The 20,735-nt window shown below is 61.6% G+C and carries 17 protein-coding genes and 1 pseudogene; 4 read left to right on the forward strand and 14 right to left on the reverse strand.

Features of this window, described 5'->3' with window-relative positions:
• Positions 1 to 198 precede the first annotated feature (198 nt).
• Positions 199 to 1,614 carry an undecaprenyl-phosphate glucose phosphotransferase gene (locus GH665_RS32815; protein WP_153141272.1) on the reverse strand — a complete coding sequence of 472 codons (1,416 nt, stop codon included), beginning with the start codon at positions 1,612 to 1,614 and terminating at the stop codon, positions 199 to 201.
• Between GH665_RS32815 and GH665_RS32820 the strand changes: the two genes are divergently transcribed.
• Together GH665_RS32820 and GH665_RS32825 are read left to right on the forward strand one after the other, a co-directional pair.
• A complete protein-coding gene (locus GH665_RS32820) occupies positions 1,607 to 1,828 on the forward strand; it encodes a hypothetical protein (protein WP_153141273.1) in 222 nt (73 codons plus the stop codon). The genes GH665_RS32815 and GH665_RS32820 overlap by 8 nt on opposite strands.
• 239 nt (positions 1,829 to 2,067) lie before the next feature.
• Positions 2,068 to 3,045 carry a 2-dehydropantoate 2-reductase gene (locus GH665_RS32825; protein ID WP_030098864.1) on the forward strand — a complete coding sequence of 326 codons (978 nt, stop codon included), beginning with the start codon at positions 2,068 to 2,070 and terminating at the stop codon, positions 3,043 to 3,045.
• Between the two features lie 99 nt (positions 3,046 to 3,144).
• On the opposite strand, the gene GH665_RS32830 is transcribed toward GH665_RS32825, so the two are convergent.
• The 3 genes from GH665_RS32830 to oxlT are packed head-to-tail and all read right to left on the reverse strand — an operon-like array spanning position 3,145 to position 6,901.
• Entirely contained in the window at positions 3,145 to 4,596 is a 1,452-nt protein-coding gene (locus GH665_RS32830) for an aldehyde dehydrogenase family protein (protein ID WP_153142413.1), read from the reverse strand.
• Entirely contained in the window at positions 4,586 to 5,530 is a 945-nt protein-coding gene (locus GH665_RS32835; RefSeq protein ID WP_153141274.1) for a LysR family transcriptional regulator, read from the reverse strand. The genes GH665_RS32830 and GH665_RS32835 overlap by 11 nt, the downstream gene beginning before the upstream one ends.
• A 30-nt stretch (positions 5,531 to 5,560) precedes the next feature.
• On the reverse strand, positions 5,561 to 6,901 hold the full coding sequence (gene oxlT / locus GH665_RS32840) for an oxalate/formate MFS antiporter (protein WP_153141275.1): 1,341 nt from the start codon (positions 6,899 to 6,901) through the stop codon (positions 5,561 to 5,563).
• Between the two features lie 385 nt (positions 6,902 to 7,286).
• Between oxlT and GH665_RS32845 the strand changes: the two genes are divergently transcribed.
• Positions 7,287 to 8,234, forward strand: coding sequence for a LysR family transcriptional regulator (locus GH665_RS32845; protein ID WP_153141276.1), 948 nt, complete (start codon positions 7,287 to 7,289; stop codon positions 8,232 to 8,234).
• 96 nt (positions 8,235 to 8,330) lie between these two features.
• The gene (locus GH665_RS32850) at positions 8,331 to 8,654 is read left to right on the forward strand and encodes a hypothetical protein (RefSeq protein ID WP_153141277.1); all 324 of its coding nucleotides are present in this window, start codon (positions 8,331 to 8,333) and stop codon (positions 8,652 to 8,654) included.
• Between the two features lie 59 nt (positions 8,655 to 8,713).
• Here the strand turns inward: GH665_RS32850 and GH665_RS32855 are convergent, their stop codons facing one another.
• The 10 genes and pseudogenes from GH665_RS32855 to GH665_RS32900 form a co-directional block, all read right to left on the reverse strand.
• A complete protein-coding gene (locus GH665_RS32855) occupies positions 8,714 to 9,403 on the reverse strand; it encodes an NAD(P)(+) transhydrogenase (Re/Si-specific) subunit beta (RefSeq protein ID WP_153141278.1) in 690 nt (229 codons plus the stop codon).
• Positions 9,400 to 10,185 carry a fumarylacetoacetate hydrolase family protein gene (locus tag GH665_RS32860; protein ID WP_153141279.1) on the reverse strand — a complete coding sequence of 262 codons (786 nt, stop codon included), beginning with the start codon at positions 10,183 to 10,185 and terminating at the stop codon, positions 9,400 to 9,402. Before GH665_RS32860 ends, GH665_RS32855 begins: the two co-directional genes overlap by 4 nt.
• Before the next feature lie 18 nt (positions 10,186 to 10,203).
• Entirely contained in the window at positions 10,204 to 11,451 is a 1,248-nt protein-coding gene (gene frc / locus GH665_RS32865; RefSeq protein WP_153141280.1) for a formyl-CoA transferase, read from the reverse strand.
• Between the two features lie 26 nt (positions 11,452 to 11,477).
• Positions 11,478 to 11,693: pseudogene (locus GH665_RS32870) on the reverse strand (thiamine pyrophosphate-binding protein); the annotation flags it as partial.
• 671 nt (positions 11,694 to 12,364) lie between these two features.
• The gene (locus GH665_RS32875) at positions 12,365 to 13,084 is read right to left on the reverse strand and encodes a GntR family transcriptional regulator (protein ID WP_153141281.1); all 720 of its coding nucleotides are present in this window, start codon (positions 13,082 to 13,084) and stop codon (positions 12,365 to 12,367) included.
• Positions 13,062 to 13,283, reverse strand: a complete 222-nt coding sequence (locus GH665_RS32880) for a hypothetical protein (RefSeq protein ID WP_153142414.1) — start codon at positions 13,281 to 13,283, stop codon at positions 13,062 to 13,064. The genes GH665_RS32875 and GH665_RS32880 overlap by 23 nt, the downstream gene beginning before the upstream one ends.
• A gap of 219 nt (positions 13,284 to 13,502) precedes the next feature.
• Positions 13,503 to 14,633 (reverse strand): IS481 family transposase, encoded by a 1,131-nt coding sequence (locus GH665_RS32885; protein WP_153134442.1) that lies wholly within the window; start codon positions 14,631 to 14,633, stop codon positions 13,503 to 13,505.
• Between the two features lie 90 nt (positions 14,634 to 14,723).
• A complete protein-coding gene (locus tag GH665_RS32890) occupies positions 14,724 to 16,100 on the reverse strand; it encodes an efflux transporter outer membrane subunit (protein ID WP_246216530.1) in 1,377 nt (458 codons plus the stop codon).
• An 83-nt stretch (positions 16,101 to 16,183) separates the two neighbouring features.
• Entirely contained in the window at positions 16,184 to 19,324 is a 3,141-nt protein-coding gene (locus GH665_RS32895) for a multidrug efflux RND transporter permease subunit (RefSeq protein WP_153141282.1), read from the reverse strand.
• A gap of 90 nt (positions 19,325 to 19,414) precedes the next feature.
• Positions 19,415 to 20,602, reverse strand: coding sequence for a MexX/AxyX family multidrug efflux RND transporter periplasmic adaptor subunit (locus GH665_RS32900; RefSeq protein WP_153141283.1), 1,188 nt, complete (start codon positions 20,600 to 20,602; stop codon positions 19,415 to 19,417).
• Positions 20,603 to 20,735: the final 133 nt, after the last annotated feature.

The following is a 20,735-nucleotide window of genomic DNA, read 5'->3' on the forward strand; positions in this document are numbered from 1 at the left end:
TCGTCTGCGTAGGGGTCACCACTAACATCCTGTTCAACCTGTTTCCTAAGCGAGTCGCGCCACGCGCACCGCTCGTGTCGTCACGAGCCACTGGGCCATCCCAACTCAACTTCCATTTATGTTCATGCCATGCGCGCCGGCCAAACCTTGCCGAACATCGCGCGCACTGCTCTCTGCCTGATACAAATACGTCGCACGTCAGTACGCGTTCCGATGCACCAGTCCCTTCACCACCGTGGCAACAACGATGCGCATATCCAGCCCGAACGACCAGTTGCGCAAGTAATAAAGATCGCGCTCGACCCGCCCCTGCATCTTCTCGATCCGATCGGTCTCACCCCGAAACCCGTTCACTTGCGCCCAACCCGTGATGCCCGGTTTGATGCGGTAGCGGTGGATATAGCCGTCAACCAGGCTGCGGTACTGATCGTCATGTTCGAGTGCATGCGGACGCGGTCCCACGACCGACATCTCGCCACGCAAGACATTGAGAAACTGAGGCAACTCGTCAAGGCTCGTGCGGCGCAGGAACGCGCCCACACGCGTGATGCGCGGATCTCCGCGCGTGGCCTGGCGCACCACACCGGATTGCTCCGCGTGCACGCGCATCGTGCGGAACTTGAAGATGCGAAAGACCTCGCCGTCCACGCCCTTGCGCCGTTGGGTAAAGAACACCGGCCCTTTCGACGACAGCTTGATAGCCGCCGCAATCGCAAGCATGAGCGGTGACAGCGCGAGCAATGCCGCGGCCGCAAACAGCCGGTCGAAAATCGCTTTCTGGAGCAACGCGCGCGGGGTCATGGGCGAAGCCATCAGATTGACGGCCGGAGCGCCGATCAGATCGACGAGGTGTCCATCGAACATCGCGAGACTGCGTACGTCGGGGATGAACCGCAGATTGACGAGGTCGCCGCTGAATTCATCGACGAGCCGTAATACCATCTGCTCTTCGGACATCGGCAACGCGATCCATACTTCCTCGATTCGTTCGCTTCGCACCCAGTTTGCAAATTCGCGCACACGCTTGAATGAACGCAAACCCGGAAAATCCGGCTCGCTGTGCGGCTGCGTGTTTAAGGTGGCAACCGCCCTGAAACCGGCGCTCGGCGAACTCACCATGTTGCCGATCACGCTATCGCGATGCGCCCCCGCGCCCACCACGGCCACCATGCGCAGATTGCGCCCCGCGCGTCGCATCCGGCCGAGCACGGTATGCACGAGCAACCGCGACGCAACGAGTCCGCCCGCGGTCATCACGGTCCAACTCACACACCAGACCCGCGACACCGACGCCGTGCGGTGAAGCAGGAACATGATCGCGAGGCCGCAAAGCTGCACCGCGATCCAGCCGAACACGATGTTGACGACAAGACGCCATTTCGAGCGACCGCGCCACGAGTCGTAAGTGCCGAACAGGGGCAACAGCAAAATCGCCAACGCCATGTCGAGCGCCACAAAGGCGCCTTCGAGAATCGGATGTGCGACGCCGGTCACCAACAGGAGCGAAGCAAGCGCCGCGCCGAGTGCGATCAACATCACATCGAGCAGACGCGCGAGTACGCTCTCGATGTACGCGGAATCCTCGCGAGCGGTGTGACGACTCATCGTGAGCATGGCGCTTAACCTGTCGTTCGGCCGCGCCGCAGTGCCGAACACTCGCCGCCATGCGATCCGCACACCAGCGGCACACACAAAAACACTTTCGAATTCTGCAAATCAATCTTCGACTTCACGGCATCGCTTCCAGGAATCAGTTCGCAATGCCATTCATCTGCATCACTTTTCAACGAAGCCGCATTCTCCTCTCAACGACATCCTGATCGATTGAGAAATTTCCCATTTCTGCCCGGTATCAATCAGACGAACTGCGCCAATTTCTGACTGCTTCCGAGAACCCCTCAGCGCCTCCCGCTGCCCCTTCCATAACCAATCCCTAATACATCGGCGGAGAAACTTTAACTATCTGCAATTGCGTGGGAGACTTATGCTCGATCAATGACCCGCCGCCGCGGCAAGACCACATGCGGCGGCGGGCAAGCGACTTCTCATAGTCACAGGGGCGGCATCATGAAGATTTGCGTCTTCGGAGCAGGAGCGATTGGCGGTTTGATGGGCGTGCAACTGGCGCGTGCCGGCGCGGAGGTGAGTTTCGTCGCGCGCGGCGCGCATCTGGCGGCGATGCGCGAACACGGCGCGAGGTTGATCATGGACGGTGAAACGTACAGCGCACCGGTACGCTGTACGTCGGACCCGCGCGAACTCGGCGTGCAGGACTTCGTCATCATCACGTTGAAGGCACACTCCCTGCCGGGCGTGGTCGAGACCATGCAGCCGCTGCTCGGCAAGCACACGGCGATCGTCACAGGCGTCAACGGCATTCCTTACTGGTACTTCTATCAGCACGGCGGAAAATTCGCCGGCACGCGCCTCGCCAGCATCGACCCGGACGGCAGCCAGTGGACGAGGCTCGGCCCGGAACGTGCGATCGGCTGTGTGCTGTACCCCGCCGCGGAGATCGTCGAACCGGGTGTCATCAAGCACGTGTACGGCAAGAAATTCCCGATCGGCGAGCCGAGCGGCGAACGTACACCGCGCATTCAGCAGTTGCACGAGATCATGCAGGCGGCGGGTTTCGATGCGCCGATCCGCGACAATATCCGCGACGAAATCTGGCTCAAGCTATGGGGCAACCTGTGCTTCAATCCGATCAGCGCGTTGACTCACGCCACACTCGACGTCCTCACCAGCGACCCCGGCACGCGCGCGGTATCACGCACAATGATGCTGGAGGCCAAGCGCATTGCGGATCAGTTCGGCGTGCATTTTCGGGTGGATGTGGAAAAACGCATCGACGGCGCGGGTGCGGTCGGCGCGCACAAAACCTCGACGCTGGTCGATCTGGAAAACCGCCGTCCGATGGAGATCGATCCGCTCCTGACGGTAGTTCAGGAAATGGGCCGTCTCGTTGCCGAGCCCACGCCGACCATCGATGTCGTGCTCGCCCTGATCAAACTGCGCGAACGGATGGCCTTGCAGGGCAACTGAACGTCAGTTCACGCAGCCTGCCCACCTCTCGCCGCAGGCGGCAGCGGCAGGCCCCAGACAAGGATCGAACGCCACGCGTTCGATCCTTTAGTTATGCTGCTATTGATCGATCGCCAGCCACACCGCCTTCGGTTCGGTGAAGTTTTCGATCGCGACGTCGCCGTGCTCGCGGCCGAATCCTGAATCGCCCGAACCGCCCCAGGGCAAACGCACGTCGGTATAACCGTAAGTATTGATCCACACGGTGCCCGCCTTCAGGTCGCGCGCCACGCGATGCACCCGGCCGATATCCGCGCTCCATACGCCGGCCGCGAGGCTATACAAGGTGCCATTGGCAATCCGGAGCGCATCGGCTTCGTCGTTGAAACGAATCACGGTTGCCACCGGCCCAAAGATCTCCTCCTGCGAAATGCGCATTTCATGTTCGACATTGGCGAATACCGTCGGCTCGACGAAAAAGCCCCGTTCGCCCACCCGCGCGCCGCCCGTCACGAGCGATGCCCCCTCGGCGCGCCCTGCCTCGACATAGCCGAGCACGGTCTTCATCTGCGCAGCGGAGATAAGCGGCCCCATCGACGTTTCGCGTGCCGCCGGATCGCCGACCTTGATTGCCTTCGCACGCGCCGCAAGACGCTCGACAACTTCGTCATACACATCGCGGTGGGCCAGAATGCGCGAGCCGGCGGAACATACCTGCCCCGTATTGAAGAAAATACCGGACGCCGCGGCTCGCACCGCATTGTCGAGATTCGCATCCGGAAAGATCAGGTTTGCCGATTTGCCGCCGAGCTCCAGCGTGACACGCTTGAAATTGCCGGCCGCGCCCTGCAGAATGCCGCGCCCCACTGAAGGCGAGCCCGTGAAAGTCACTTTGTCGATGCCGGGATGCGCCACCAGCGCATCGCCGACCACCCGTCCCTTGCCAGTAACAATGTTCAGTACGCCCGGCGGCACACCCGCTTCGAGCGCGAGTTCGCCGATGCGCAAGGCGGTCAGCGGCGTGATCTCCGCGGGTTTGACGATTAGCGTGCAGCCACATGCCAGCGCGGGCGCGATTTTCCACATCCCGATCATCAGCGGGAAATTCCACGGCACGATCGCCGCGACCACGCCGACCGGCTCACGCAGCGTGTACGTCAAGGCGTCAGGACGCACCGGCACCACCTGCCCGTTGATCTTGTCGCACCAGCCTGCGTAGTATTCGAGCGCATCGATCGCGGCGGGAATATCCTGACGCATCACCGCCGAGATCGGTTTACCCGCGTCGAGGCTTTCCAGCGCGGCGAGTTCCTCCTGATTCGCGCGCATCAGACCGGCGAGACGCATCAGGATGCGGCCTCGTTCCGCTGCCCGTATCGCGTTCCACACTTTCAACGCGGCGCGCGCCGCGTGTACCGCAGTATCGACATCGGCGGCACTGCCTTGTGCAACCAGCGCAATCGGTTCTTCGGTTGCCGGGTTGATGTCGATGGAATATTCACCCGTGCCGGGCGGCAAACGCTTGCCGTCGATCAGCAGGTCATGGCGCCTGAGGTCGGTTTCAGTTTCCATCATGAAGCTCCTTGTGTGGAATGTCGCGTGGGCTGACCAGCAGCGGATCGGTCAGGGCAGCAAACTGCGCCCACGCCGCCGCGGCGTTGGGTCTGAGGGAGCGGTTGCGGCGATGCACGAGCAGCGTCGTCAGATTCATCTCGGGAACCAGCGGTCTGCTCACCAGCGACGCCGCGGGCACAGGCCAATGTCCACCCACAGGTAAAACGCCGATACCGATCCCGAGCTCGACCATGCGCGATACCGCCGCAACGTGTCCAAGTTCCTGGAGCGGCCGTCGCTTCAGGCCGTGCGTACTGAAAGCGAGTTCGAGCGCGGTGCGCACACCCGCGTCGGCATTCAGCGTGACGAGCGCGTACTCCTGCAAGGCGCGCCACGGAACAACGGTTTGCCGCGCCAAGGGGTGCGCGGGCGGCATCACCACGTGCAGTTGCGTGGCGAAAACCATTTGTGCATGCAACTGATCGGAACTCAGGGGCTCCGCGACCGAGACCACGCCGAAGTCCACTTCGCCCTGCTCGACGCTCGCCAGCACACCGCCTTGCGCCTGGTCCTTAACCGACACGATCAGCTCCGGAAACGCCAAGGCGCAACGGGCCAGTCCCTGAGCCACCCAACTCGACGACAGCACGGGATTGCTCGCCAGCACAACCACGCCGGTGTGTCCGTCGTAAGCGGCACGCTCCTCGCGCAAAGTCAGTTCGATTTCATCGAGCAGGCGACCGATTCTGCGTTCGAGACTCGCGCCCGCATGCGTCAGTTCTACCTGGCGTGTGGTCCGATCGAACAGTTTCAATTCGACCGCGTCCTCGAGTTCGCGCACGCAACGGCTCACCGCCGACTGCGTCAGATCGAACTGGCGCGCCGCGCGCGTGAAGCTCCGTTCACGCGCCACGGCGACGAACACCTTGAGTTGCTGCAGCGACACATTCATGAGGTCACCGCCGGGGGTGGGCAGCTCACTCTATTCGCCTGTCTGCTCAGGCCAACGGCTAAGCCGCGAGGACTTGCTGCCGGCAACGGCGAGCGCACCCTGAGGTTCGTTGTGCGTTTCGATCCAGCGCGAACGCATGGGCGCAAGAATGAACTTCGCCGAGATGCCCGCGGCAATCGTGACGACGGCCGAGACGATAAAGACGAGATTCCAGCCGCCTGTTGCCGACAATACCGAAGCGATCGGCACCAGCAGCGAGGCCGTGCCCTTTGCGGTGTAAAGCGTGCCCGCATTGGCCGCCGCGTATTTGCTGCCGAAAGTGTCGGCACAGATCGCCGGGAAGATCGAGAAAATTTCGCCCCAGAACAGGAAGATCAATGCCGCGAACGTCATGAACGCATACGGGTTGCTGCCGTATTGCATGAGACCGAGCAATGCCAGCCCTTCGCCGATGAAGATCACGAACATTGTGTTTTCACGGCCGAGTTTGTCGGAAATGAAACCGCACAGGGGGCGCGTAAAGCCGTTGCAGATGTTGTCGATCGAAAGCGTGGCGGTGAGCAGCGGCAGGGTCATGCCGAAGATCGTCATCGGGATGCGTGCGAGCCCCCAATCTTTCGCGATCGGACCAATTTGCGCCGTCGCCATCAGGCCGCCGGCCGCCACCGCGACAAACGACACGTAGATCACCCAGAACACCGGTGTCTTGATCATCTGGCCCGGCGTGTAATCGACCTTGGTGACCGCGAACTTCTTCTTCGGTGCCGCCTGCTGGCGCAAGGTCGGTTTTTTCAACAGCAGCGCGAGGCCGAGTATGCAAACACCCTGCAGGATGCCGAAGAAAAAGAACGTGTGCTCGTAGCCGGAGCGCGTGATCATGCTGGCGATAGGAATGACGGTGACCGCCGCGCCGGCGCCAAATCCCGCCGCCGTCAAACCGGCCGCGAGACCGCGCCGATCCGGAAACCACTTCAACGCATTGCCGACACACGTACCGTACACGCCACCCGCACCGATCCCGGCAATGACCGCCGACACATACAGCATCGGCAAGGTCGTCGCATATGAATTCATGACCCAGGCGAGACCTGCGCATACCGCACCGCCGGCGACTACCGGGCGCGGACCGAACTTGTCGACCAGCCAGCCTTCTACCGGCACGAGCCACGTTTCAGTGAGAATGAAAATAGCGAAGGCGAGCTGGATGGATGCTTCCCCCCAATGATGCCGCGTATTCATCGGTGTGACGAACAACGTCCATGCGTATTGCAGATTGGCTACCAATGCCATGCACATCATGCCGATGACGAGTTGCCACCAACGGTTCGCCCAGAATACGCGGGCCGTGGTCTGCTGATTGATATCGTCCATGCGTCTTGTCTCCGCTATTTTTTAGCGTGCGGCCGGCCGTCGCGCCGCGCGCCATGCGTCTCACCTTATGGTTATGACCCGAATAGCGTTGCCATTCGGGAATATTTGATATTTGCGTCTTTAATTCGCATTATTCGAAAAAAATCCTGCCTGAATCATTGCTTTTCCGATCAGTTCTTTTATTTCGACCAATTAAGCCTCGGCACTGCATCAATTTCTTCTTTCGCCCCTGCCATGCGTCAAATTCAAGCGTTAACCCGAGTACCCGGCTAACTATCGCGCCGGCAATTCCGCTTCTAATACAGGCCCATGCTAGGGTCATTGCTGAATTACTAATAATTAAAGTTTGTTATTATGTTGATTCACATTTGCTTATACATTGGCCATGACGATGCGCAATGCGACTCTGCGGCAACTGAAGGTCTTTGAAACGGTGGCGCGCCACCTGAGCTTCTCGCGCGCCGCGGAAGAACTGCATCTGACGCAACCCGCCGTCTCCACCCAGGTCCGGCAACTCGAGGAACATGCGGGACTGCCGCTGTTCGAACAGCTCGGCAAGAAAATCTACCTGACGCCGGCCGGCACCGAGATGCTCCACTACAGCCGCGCGATCATCCAGCAGTTCCACGAAGTCGACGAGGCGATGGGGCAGCTCAAGGGCGTGTCCGGCGGCAAGCTGAACGTCGCGGTGATCAGCGCCGGCGACTACTTCTTTCCGCGGGTGCTGGCTGAGTTCACGCGGCGCTACTCGGGCGTCGTGCTCAATCTCGCGGTACACAATCGCGCGGAACTGCTGCATCAGCTCGCGACCAATCAGACCGATCTCGCCGTGATGGTGCGCCCGCCGCACGAAACCGACGCGACCAATGAGCCGTTCGCACCGCACCCTTATGTGATCGTGGCGGCGCCCACTCATCCGCTCGCGCACAAACGCAACATCAAGATGAGCCAGTTGGCGAACGAGGCTTTTATCGTGCGCGAGCGCGGCTCGGACACCTGGAATTCGATGGAAGAAGGTTTCGCCGGCCGTCTCGCCAATCTCAAGATCGCGATGGAGATCAAGAGCACCGAGACGATCAAGCAGGCCGTGATCGCCGGCATGGGCATCGCGTTCCTGTCGGCCCATACGATCAGTCTCGAGTTGCAGCTCGGTCATCTTGTCGTGCTCGACGTCGAGAGCTTTCCCGTCATGCTCAACTGGTACGTCGTGCATCGGAAGAACAAGCGCCTGCCGCCGGTTGCGGTTGCCTTCAAACGCTTCCTGATGGAGGAAGGAGCGAATCTCATCGAGAAAATTACCCGCGTGAAGGAATTGAGCGTCTATAAACAGTAGCTTATGCAAACCCATTAAAACTTTAACTATTTCAGGTTGATCAGTATCCCTATGCTGCAAGTGAGTTCTCTTACTTGTCTGCCGAGGAGGCCGATCATGAATTCCGTTCCGCTTGACTCTCATGCCAGCACGCTGTCCACACGCGCTGCCGTGGGCAGCTCCGACGACGCCCACCTGAGCGCCTACAACGCCGCCTTCAGCGACCTCGGCCTGCGGTTCCGCTGGGACCAGGCCACACTCGATGTGCTGAAGGAATTCAATAGTGAAGCGGCGCGTATCACAGCCTACATCGAGCGATTTCACTCGCATCTTCACCGAGCGTATGACGCCGAGTTTCTTGCCCAGATAATTCTGAGCAGGAAGCTCAGGTACTACAGCGAGTTCGCGCCAGCCAACGGGGCCGGTGAAGCCAACGAATAGGGACTGCGGCGGGACGCTCCCGCCATTTATCCAGTGTTCCGCTCGACGTATCCCTCTATTCATCTTTGACGGTACATCGCGCGAAGCGTCGCGTGCTGGCGCACAGGCCCATGCCTGTGTGCGCCCACCTTCCCAGTATCGTGCCAGCCGCGGCGATGCCGGTATGCTGCCGCGCGCACCATGCACGGCGTGATCTCACGCAGCGCCCATGTTTGCTCTTCCCCACCGTGCCATTCGATGCGCGCCAACACGCCTCGTTGCTTGAGCGTTCCCGCGTGACAACGCGCATCACCACGCGCATGGCGGCGTCCGCTGAGCGCGTAGGTGCCGGGATTGCGGGAGTAGGCGCGATTCGCCATCAGATGCATACCGAGCGCAGCGGCTAGCACGCTCATCGCCAGCAGCGCGGCGAGCCCGAACGGCTGGGCCTGTTCGGTGACGAAGCCGTAGCCAAGCCACCCACACAGCAGCAGCGCCGATACATTGACGATGCCGTGACCCGGACGCGCCGCCGCGCTGAGATCCAATGTGCCGCGCAGCATGCAGAACGCGATTGCACACGCGGCAAAAACCAGCGCACCGATGAACACCGCCGTATAGAGTTCGAAACGCTCGACATTCGCCCGTGTCGCCGTCGTCGCCGTCGCCGTCGCCATCGTCGCCGAAAGATAGCAGGCAAAGCCGCCCACCATAACAGCCAGTCCCATGGCGCTGCCGAACAACGCAACGAGGCCGGGCCGTTGCGTCATAGCACAAACTCACAGGCAGCGGTCAGCGCATTGCTCAACGTGCCGATCCCCTCGACCGTGATCGTCACAGTCGCACCATCCTTGATCGATCCGACGCCAACTGACGTGCCGCACGCAATCACATCGCCCGGTTCGAGCGTCAAGTCCTGTGAAATCAGACGCACCTGCTCGGCAGGAGAAAACACCATATCGGCAAACGGATAGTTCTGCCGCTCTACACCGTCGAGCATCGTCACGAGACGTGCTGTGGACCAGTCGAAACCGGAAACGATCGAAGGTCCGATACAGCAGAACGTATCGAAGCCCTTTGCGCGGCACCACTGCGGAAAGTGGGGATTCTCGTTCAGCAGATCGGCCGCGGTCACGTCGTTGACCAGGGTGTAGCCGAAGATCGAATCCGCGGCCTCTTCAGCACTCGCATCGCGGCAGCGCCGTCCGATCACGATCCCGAGTTCACCTTCGTAGACGATCTTGCCCGCATAGCTGGGCGGCCGCCGGATTGCCTCACCCGAGCCGATCACCGATCCCGCCGGCTTCAGCAGAAATAGCGGATGCGCCGGCACAGGCTTGTCGAGCTTCGCCGCGAGCGCGTGATAGTTATTCCATAACGCAACAATCTTGCCGGGCGCACACGGCGCGAGCGGCGTGAGTGCACGGGTCGACAACACCGCGCCGGTCGGCACCGGTTGATCGAGACTTTCGTACTCGTGCAGATAGCCGCCTTCCACCCGGCCGAACACGATGCCACCGTCGCTCGACATGAAACGCATCCACGTATCCATACGTCGCTCCTTGAGCCGTCAAATCGCGCCGGCGGTTCGCAATGCGTTGATCTGCTCGGGTGAGTAGCCGAGTTCAGCCATCACTTCGTCGGTGTGTTCGCCCAGCAGCGGCGAGCGTTTGACTTCGGTCGGGCTGTCGGACAGTTTGATAGGATTACCAACGGTCAGGTACTTGCCGCGGGTCGGATGATCCACTTCGACAATCGTGCCGGTTTTGCGCAGCGACGGCTCTTCGGCAATTTCCTTCATCGACAGAATCGGCCCGCAAGGAATGTCGTATTTGTTCAGAATCTGCATGGCCTCGAACTTGGTCTTGGTCATGGTCCAGCGCTCGATCTCGGCAAAGATGTCCTTCAGATGCGGCAAGCGCGCGGCCGGGGTCGCGTAGTTCGGATCGGTGGCCCATTCTTCCTTGCCGATCACATTGCAGATTTTTGCCCACACCGGCGCCTGCGTGATGAAGTAGATATACGCATTCGGGTCCGTCTCCCAGCCCTTGCACTTCAGAATCCAGCCTGGCTGACCACCACCTGAAGCATTCCCCGCGCGCGGCACTGCTTCGCCGAACGTCCCGTTCGGATATTGCGGATACTCCTTCATCGTGCCGGTGCGCTCGAGCCGCTGCTGGTCGCGCAGTTTTACGCGGCACAGGTTAAGCACGCCGTCCTGCATCGCGGCGAGCACCTTCTGCCCACGTCCGGTTTGCGTGCGCTGATACAGCGCCGTGACAATGCCAAGCGCCAGATGCAAACCGGTGCCGCTGTCGCCGATCTGTGCGCCGGTCACTACCGGCGGGCCATCGTCGAACCCGGTGGTCGAAGCCGCGCCGCCCGCGCATTGCGCGACGTTCTCGTAGACCTTGCAGTCCTCGTAAGGACCCGGGCCGAAGCCCTTGACCGACGCCACGATCATGCGCGGATTCAGTTCCTGAATCCGTTCCCACGTAAAGCCCATTCGATCAAGCGCGCCCGGCGCGAAGTTCTCCACCAGCACGTCGCACTTCTGGATCAGTGCCTCGAGCACCAGCTTGCCTTCCGGATTCTTGGTGTCGATCGTGACCGAGCGCTTGTTGTGATTGAGCATCGTGAAGTACAGGCTGTCCACGTCGGGAATATCGCGTAACTGCTCACGCGTAATGTCGCCGGCACCGGCCCGCTCTACCTTGATCACGTCCGCACCGAACCACGCGAGCAACTGCGTGCAGGTCGGGCCCGATTGCACATGGGTGAAATCGAGAATGCGCACGCCGTCGAGTGCTTTACTCATATCTTGTCTCCAGAAGTTCGCGCGTTTTACTTGTACATGGTTTGATTCTTTGTACCCGGTGCGTATTCGCGCGGGTCGACCCAGATATTCACGATCGCCGAGCGGCCCGTGCGAAGAATCGCTTCGCGGGCGCGCTGCAAGGCGCCGACTATCTGCGCCGGGTCGCGCACTTCTTCGCCATGACCGCCGAGCATTTCCGCGAACTTGCTGAACGGCACGTCGCTCAGCAGGTTGCCGACGTTCAGCGCTTTGGCCACCAGATGACCGCCAGAGACAACGCCGGCGTCATGGGTCTTCTGCTTCAGCGTGTCTTCGGCCGTCGTGCTGCCCGCGGCGGGATTCCCGGATGAAACAACTGCAGACATGGTTGTCTCCTGGTCGATGCAAAGCCGTCGATCGGTCGTTGCAGCGGTTACGACGGGCGCTCCTGCTTCGAAAGTCCTCATTCGTGCGGATACTGCCGTGGTACATACGGTATGTGATATATCACATTCAATCAAGCTCGATTTCCAGGTGCAACCGTTCCGCGTTTTCTGCGCTGAATGCCTGCCTGGACTGCGTTACGAGGGAATGGCACGGCGCCGGTTCTCTCTGCCCAAGGGAAAACACCGAGCTTCTGTCTGCCTTCAGTCCGTTTGATATATCACATACCATATTTCACGCATCGTCAAGCGAGGCTTATCCCGTAGCGCAAGATGACCGTTGCCGGACGACGAAACAGGAACATGCGTGGATCTGAGCCGAATACGCCGGCTAAATACCGCATCAGGATGCGATTTCGATGGCGCGGCACAGCACTGCCTGCCAGCCTCGCCTACCGCATGCAAAGCAGAGAAGACGAAAAAAAGCCTGCGGTGACGACATCACCGCAGGCTTTTTAATCCGTAACGCCAATCAGGCGCCTAAGCAGCCATCAATCCAGAAAATCGCAATTTGCTTCGACAAACGCCGCCAGATCCAGCGAATGCTGGCGCGTGAGCCGCTCGGCGAGTTCGGTATCGCGTTGCTCCAGCGCCTCGATAATGCGCAGGTGATCGACGATCGAACGCGACGCGCGGTCACTTTGCGAAATGGTCATGCGGCGAATCGCCCGCACGTGGATGAAGATGTTCTTGATCGTGTCGAGAATGATCTGCGATTTCGACAGTTCGACGATCGCCTGATGAAACGCGATGTTGGCGTCGGAATACTCGGCGATGTGTTCGGCCGGCGTGGCGTCGCGAAAATTGTCGAACATATGGCGCAGACGGGCGATTTCCTCGTCCGTGGCGTGCAGAGTGGCCAGACGCGCGGCCATGCTTTCGAGCGCGGCCCACATCTGGATCATTTCGACAATTTCACGCTTGCTCTTGCGCACGATGTAGATGCCGCGGCGCGGCACCATGCGCAGAAAACCTTCCTGTTCGAGCAGCGTCATCGCCTCGCGCACCGGCGTGCGGCTCACACCCAGCGATTCGCTCAGCACGCGCTCGTCGAGACGGATTTCTTCGCGATTCTGATAGATATCCGCGTCGGCTATCGCCTGGCGGAGCATCGTATACGCCTGATCGCGCAAGCTCGCGCTCGCGCCAATCGGCTGCAATGACAACATCAACGGTGTGGCCACTGCTTCAGTTTGAAGTTCTGACGACATTCATCGCCTCTTGTTGAACATGCGCACGATACGGCGCCGCCGGCACTGCGCCGCCCTGCTCGCCCAGACCGACAAACCGGCCATGTTGCGCTGCAAGTTGCGCAACCGGCTGAGGAATCCAGCGGGTCAACAGGACGGTGGCGGCCGAGCCTAAACCCACGACAGCGACGGCGAGCAACGCGAGAGGAACAAATTCCATTTGCAACTCCGAATGATTGAGTAAGTGAACAGATGACTCAATCATATGCTGCAACGCCGCAAATATCAATATTCCGTATGTAGTATATCAGGCGTTGTTGTTTCCAGACATCAAATCAAGGTAGCACGATCGCCCGCTGCACAACACGCCTGAATTGCCCCGTGTATAGACCGGAGACATGGTTGACAAACGTGCGGAGACATCATTGACACTTTATGGTCAGTGATTGTCGCTCCTCAGGTCAAGGGTGAGGATGCGGTGATGGGCAAACCAGAATTCAAATACGCCGTCTTCGCCCGGCTTTGCGCGTGCCGCAACCGGCAGTCCATAAAGTGCATTCGAGACCTTGAGGTGCCGTCCTTCAAAGCGTAGCCGGCCATCCGATTTAACCAGCAGCACCACGTCATCCGGGCCGTACTCCGGCTCCGGCAGGATCGATGGATACGCCCGGGGGCTCGGCCGGTAACGGCTGATGGGCGTGTCCATGCCGATCGCCTCATGCGGGCGCTCGCAGTTATATACGGTGCGCCAGCGGTCCAGTTCCTGTTGCACGTGCTGCTGGGTAGCGAAGCTTCGTCCGTTCAGTACTTCAGCCTTCAGCGTACGGTGAAACCGCTCGTCCTTGCCGTTGGTCTGCGGGTGGTAAGGCCGGCTGTAACTGATGCGGATACCCAGCCGGATCAGCCAGACGGCCAGTTCGGTGAGTTGCCCCGGACTGCCAGGCGAACCCCACGGCGAGCCGTTATCGGTATTGATGCGTAACGGCAGGCCATAGTGTCCAAACGCCTCCCGTAATCCTGTCTGCACGGTAGCGGTGTCGGTGGGTCCACAGGCGCGCAGCAGGATGCTGAAGCGCGAGTGGTCGTCGAGTACCGTCAGGGGGCTGCAGCGCTCCTTCCCGAGGGTCTCAAAGTGCCCCTTGAAGTCCATCTGCCAGAGTACGTTAGGCTGCTCGTGCTCAAAGCGCTTCCAGGGTTGGCTCATCGCTGAATCGGCCGGCAGGATCAGGTTGTGCCGGTGCAGGATGTCGGTCACGGTGCTGGGCTGCGGCACCGCCTCAAGGCCCAGATCACGCAGGCGCCGGCTGATCTTGCGGCCGCCCCAGCGCGGATGGGCCTGGCGCAGCCGTACCACTTCCTGCTCCATCGCAGTGGGGGTCTTCGACGGACTGCTGAGCGGGCGTCGGGATTGATCTGCCAGCGCATGCTCGCCGCGATGGAGCCATTTGTAGCCGGTCTGCCGGCTGATGTTAAAGCGCTGGCACAGCTCGGTCATCGTCAGCGTGTCCTGACTGGCCAGATGAACAAATTCCTGTCGGAGGCTCATAGTGTCTCTTGCGTTCCAGGGCATGGTCGGGACCGGGTGTTTTAGTACCCGGAAGTGTCAACCATGTCCCCGCACACCTGTCAGCTATGTCTCCGGTCTATACAGCCCCGGCGATCACGCACTGCCCTCCTTCTGCCATCCGCCACCTAGCGCCCGGTACAGCGTAATCGCATTAGTGAGGCGCAACTGCTTCAGCCGGATTAATTCTTGCCCCGACTCGAACAGGCTGCGTTGCGCATCGAGCAGTTCCAGATAGGTTGCCACCCCGCTCGTGTAGCGCCGTTGCGCAAGCCGCATCCGCTCATTGTCCGCCTCATAGACGCCTTTTTGTGCATCGAGCTGTGCGTCGATCTGATCACGGGCGGCCAACGCATCGGCCACTTCGCGGAATGCGGTCTGAATCGTCTTTTCGTATCCGGCGATCGCCATGTCCTTGCGCACCGTTGCGAGATCGAGGTTCGCGCGATTGCGGCCACCGCTGAAGATCGGCAATGTCAGTTGCGGTGCGAACGACCATACTCCCGAGCCGCCCGCGAACAGACGGGAAAAGCCGTCGCTGACCGATCCCACTTCGGTGGTGATGCGCAGACTCGGAAAGAAAGCCGCCCGTGCCGCGCCGATATTCGCGTTCGCGGCTTTCAGGCGCTGTTCGGCCTCGCGAATATCCGGCCTGCGTATCAGCAGATCCGACGACAAACCGACCGCCACCGGCGTCATCGTCAAGTCGTCGAGCACCGGCGTGGCGCGCGGCAGATCGACAGCGAAGTCGCCGAGCAACAGTTGCAGCGCACTCGCTGCCTGGGTGCGCTCGCGCGCCAGCGCGGCCAGCGACGCGCGCGCGGAGTCGACCAGCATCTGTGCCGTGCGCAATTCGATCGCGGTACTCATGCCCGCGCCATAGCGGCGCTTCGTCAGTGCGTAGATGCCGTCACGCGCGGCGAGCGTGCGGCGCGCCAGTTGCTCCTGATCGTAAAGCGCGCGCTCGGCGACATACGCCGACGCGACCTCCGCGATCAGACTGATCTGCACGGCGCGCTGCGCCTCGACACTGGCGAGATACTCGGCCAGCGCGGCATCAGACAGACTCTTCACGCGTCCGAACACGTCCAGTTCGAAAGCGCTCACGCCAAGTGCCGCGCGATACTGGCTTGCCACCACGTTTTCGCCCAGCGAAGGATCCACGGTCCGGCCACGGTTGTAGCTGGCGGTGCCGTCGACGGAAGGCAGCCGCTCCGCAAACTGGATGCCGTACAGCGCGCGCGCCTCCTGAATGCGCAACGTTGCGGTGCGCAGATCGCGGTTGTTGGCAAGCGCCACCTCGATCAGGCGGCTCAAGGCCGGGTCGGTGAAATACACACGCCAGTCGTCGAGATCCTGCTCACCGGAAGGGCTATTCGCGGGATTGCCCGTCACGGCTACCGGAAAAGCCTGCGGCACCGGCGCCGGCGGACGCTTATAGACCGGCGCCAGCGAGCAGCCCGCGAGCGTCATCAGCAGTCCCACCAGCGCCGAGCGCGCTACCCGCCCGGCCAACGCCGGTCCTTGCAACGGGTCTCGTTGCATCAAAACGCGCTTCATTCCTTTATCTCCAGTGCATTCGTCGCGGCCGGGCCAGGACGCCGGCGCTTGCCGACGTTGAATAGACGCCCGACCACCACAAAGAACAGCGGCACCATGAAAATCGCCAGCACGGTCGCACTGACAATACCGCCCAGCACCCCTGTGCCGATCGCGATCTGCGCGCCGGATGCCGCGCCCGAGGCGAACGCGAGCGGCACTACCCCAACGCCGAACGCAAGCGATGTCATCACGATCGGCCGCAAGCGCAGACGCGCGGCTTCGAGCGTCGCGTCGACCAGCGTCATGCCCTCGGCGTATAGATCTTTCGCCACTTCGACGATCAGAATCGCGTTCTTGGCCGACAGGCCGATCGTCGCGATCAGGCCGACCTTGAAGTAGATATCGTTAGGCATGCCACGCAGCGTCACCCCCAGCACCGCGCCGATCACGCCGAGCGGCACCACCAGAATCACCGCGAGCGGAATCGACCAGCTCTCGTACAGCGCCGCGAGCGCGAGGAACACGATCAGCACCGACAGCGCGAACAGCATCGGCGCCTGCGAGCCCGACAGACGCTCTTCGAACGATTGCCCCGACCAGTCGAAACCGATCCCCGCCGGCAATTTGCCCGCCAGCGTTTCCATCACCTGCATCGCTTCGCCACTGCTGTGTCCGGGTGCCGCCGACCCATTCAGCGTGAATGACGGATAACCGTTGTAGCGCGTCAGTTGCGGCGGCCCCGCGCGCCATTGCAGCGTGACGAACGCCGAGAGCGGCACCATCTGGCCCGCCGCATTGCGCACGCGCAGCTTGCGCACATCGTCGACGGCGACGCGATTGCGTCCGTCCGCCTGCACGATCACGCGCCGCACCTGCGAGCCGTGCATGAAATCGCCGATGTAGTCGGAGCCGAACATGACGGCGAGCGTGGTATTGATCTCGTCCATCGTCACGCCCATCGCGGCAGCCTTGTTGCGGTCGATGTCGAGCACGATCTGCGGCGCGTCCGGTTGACCGGCGAACATCAGGTCGGTAATGCCTTTCTGCCCGTGACCGTCGGCCAGCAATTTTTCGCGCGCCGCCACCAGCGCCGCGTAGCCGACGGCGCCGCGATCCTGCAAACGGAAGTCGAAACCGCTCGTCGAACCGAGGTCCGGCAACGCGGGGGAATTCATCGCGAACACCATGGTGTCCGGCGTGCCGGCAAAGCGCTGGTTCACGCGTGCGACGATGGCCTCCACATGTGTCTCGGCATCCTTACGATCTTTCCAGTTCTTCAGCGTCGAAAAGATCATGCCGCTGCTCGGGCCGCTGCCGTAATTGCTGAAGCCGCCAACCGCGTACACGTACTCGACCGGCTCCTTCTCGAGCAGATAATCTTCCACGGCTTTGATACTTCGCATCGTTTCCGCCATCGTCGCGCCTTGCGGACGCATCACCATGATCATGAAGTTGCCCTGGTCCTCGTCGGGCAAAAACGCGCTCGGCAGACTCGTGAACAGCATCGCGACCGCCGCGCCGATTGCGGCGTACAGCGTCATCCAGCGCAGCGGCTTGCGCAGGATCTTCGCGACCGCGCCGTGGTAGCGGCCCGTCATGCGCGTGAACATCCGGTTGAACCAGCCGAAGAAACCACGCTTTTCATGATGCCCGGCGTCGACCGGCCTGAGCAGCGTCGCGCACAACGCAGGCGTGAGCGACAGCGCCAGGAATGCCGAGAAGCCGATCGACACCGCCAGCGACAACGCAAACTGCCGGTAGATGTTTCCCACCGCGCCGCTGAAAAACGCCATCGGCAGGAACACCGAGGTCAGCACCACCGTGATGCCGATAATCGCGCCGCTGATCTGGCGCATCGCCTTCACCGTCGCTTCATACGGCGACAGCCCTTCTTCGGCCATGATCCGCTCGACGTTCTCGACCACCACGATCGCATCGTCGACCAGAATGCCGATCGCCAGCACCATGCCGAACATCGTCAGCACGTTGATCGAGAAACCGAGCGCCAGCATCACGCCGAACGTGCCGAGCAGCGCAACCGGCACGACCAGTGTCGGGATCAGGGTCGCACGGATGTTCTGCATGAACAGATACATCACGAGGAACACCAGAACACCGGCTTCGATTAGCGTGCTGAGCACTTTCTGGATCGAGATCTGCACGAACGACGCGGTCTCGTACGGAATCTGATAGCTCACACCCGGCGGAAAATACTTCTTCAACTGGTCCATCGTCTCGCGCACGCGTTTGGTCGTGGCGACCGCGTTCGAACCCGGCGCCATCTTGATCGCCATGCCGGTTGCGGTCTTGCCGTTGACGCGCGAGGTGAACGCGTAGTCGCTGCCGCCGAATTCGATCCGCGCGACGTCGCGCAGATAGAGCGCCGAGCCGTCCGGCCTGGTGCGCAACGCAATGCCGCCGAATGCTTCCGGCGTGCTCAGTTGACCGCCCGCGAGCACGGTGGCGCTGATCTGCGCCGAGTCCGGCACCGCCTGGTTGCCGATATCGCCGACCGTCACACGCGCGTTATGGCTGCGGATCGCCGTAACCAGATCGGACGCGGAGAGATTCAGCGACGTCATCCGGATCGGGTCGGGCCAGATCCGCATCGCGTATTCAGCGCCCCAGAACTGCACTTTGCCGACGCCGTCGACACGCCGCAGCGCCTGGACGACATTCGCCGACGCGAGTTCGCCGAGTTGCACCTCGCTCATGCGGCCATCGTCGGAAGTCAGCGTGACGACGAGTTGGATGTTGTCCGCCGCCTTCTCGACCGAGACGCCGTCGCGCCGCACCGGCTCGGGCAGACGCGCTTCGACCGTCTTCAAACGGTTCTGCACTTCGACTGCGGCCAGATCGGGATTCGTGCCCTGCTTGAAAGTGAGCGTGATCGATGCCGAACCGGCGCTGCTGGTCGCTGACGTGTACATCAGCCCCGGCGCGCCGTTCATCTCGCGCTCGATCACCGCGGTCACCGATTCCTCGACGACCTGCGCCGAGGCACCCGGATAGTTCGCCCAGATGTTGACCACGGGTGGCGCGATGTCCGGGTATTGCGCGACCGGCAGCGCACGGATCGCGAAGATGCCCGTGAGCATGATGAGTAAGGAAATCACCCACGCAAAGACGGGGCGATCGATAAAAAATCGAGCCATGGTGCTCTCTGATCAGTTGGGTTTCGACCGTGGCGGCGCGTGCTGCGCGCGCCGCCACGGCCGGTTGGCGGGAACCAGCCGGTTCACCCGCTATGTGCTGGCCGGGGCCTTCGTTGTACCCGGCTGGTCCGCGCCACGTTCAGCACGCTCGCGCGGCGTGACGACGGTGCCAGGCACAAGCGTCGCGGCGTTCTCCACGATGACGCGCTCGCCGCCCTTCAGGCCGCGCGTCACGAGCCAGTTGTGGCCCTTCAACTCGTTGACCTGCACGGGCACTACCACCACCTTGCTCGCCGCATCGACGACCTTGACCGTTGCGTCGTCCGCGGTGCGGGTGACGGCATCGCGCGGCACCGCAATCGCCGCGGTATCGATCGCACGATCCAGCCTGATCCGCACATAGGCACCCGGCAACAGCTCACGCTGCGCATTGGGAAACAGCGCGCGCATCGCCACCGAGTCCGTGCCCGGATCGACAGCCAGGTCCGTGAACAACAACTTGCCGGTCTGCGCGTATTCGCTGCCATCAGGCAGCATCAGATAAACCTTGATGTCCTTTTGCGCGACGCCTTGTACGCGCCCGGTGTCGATCGCGCGGCGCAACGCGGCCACGTCCGCGGCGGGCTGCGAGAAGTTCACGTAGATCGGATCGATCTGCTCGACCGTGGTCAGCGGCGTAGCCGAATCCTGACCGACCAGCGCGCCTTCGGTCACGAGCGCGCGCCGGGCGCGGCCGTCGATCGGCGCGGTGACTGTCGCGTAACTCAGTTGCAGCCGCGCCCGCTCTAGTTCGGCACGTGCCGACGCCACCTCGGCCTTCGCCTGGCGCTCCTCAATAAGCGCTTCGGTGTGGTCGCGTTCGCTTACCGCGCGATCGGTAACGAGATCGTCGTAGCGCTTGCGCTTGTCAGTGGCGCCAAGTGCATTGGCTTCGGCACGCGCCAACGTGCCGGCCGCCACGTCCAGAGCCGCTTTCAGCGGTGCCGGATCGATCCGGAACAGCGGCGCATTCTTGCGCACCTCCTGCCCTTCTTCATACAGACGCGCCGTGACAATGCCCGCTACTCGCGCACGCACTTCTGCTTGCCGGTATGCTTCGAGCCTGCCCGGCAACTCGACCGTCAACGCTGTGGACGACGGATGAACCGTCAACACCGCGACTTCCTGAGGCGCGGCGGCCGTGGCATCGGCCCGCGGGGTCTGTTTGCCGCATCCCGCGAGCAACGCGACCAGTGTGGTTACGGCGAGCGTGATCGGAATGGCGCGTGTGGTTTTCATCTGAATCCTTGGTGTCGAAGCGGTCGCCGCCGCCAAATTGCCACCGCCTCGTTGTGGCAGTCCGCGAAAGGCGATCGATTATAATCAGTCATGACTGATTGAATAAAGCGAAATACCGTAAGATTGTTGCGTG

Origin of the sequence: Paraburkholderia agricolaris (assembly GCF_009455635.1) — a bacterium.
Classification (GTDB): Bacteria; Pseudomonadota; Gammaproteobacteria; order Burkholderiales; family Burkholderiaceae; genus Paraburkholderia; species Paraburkholderia agricolaris.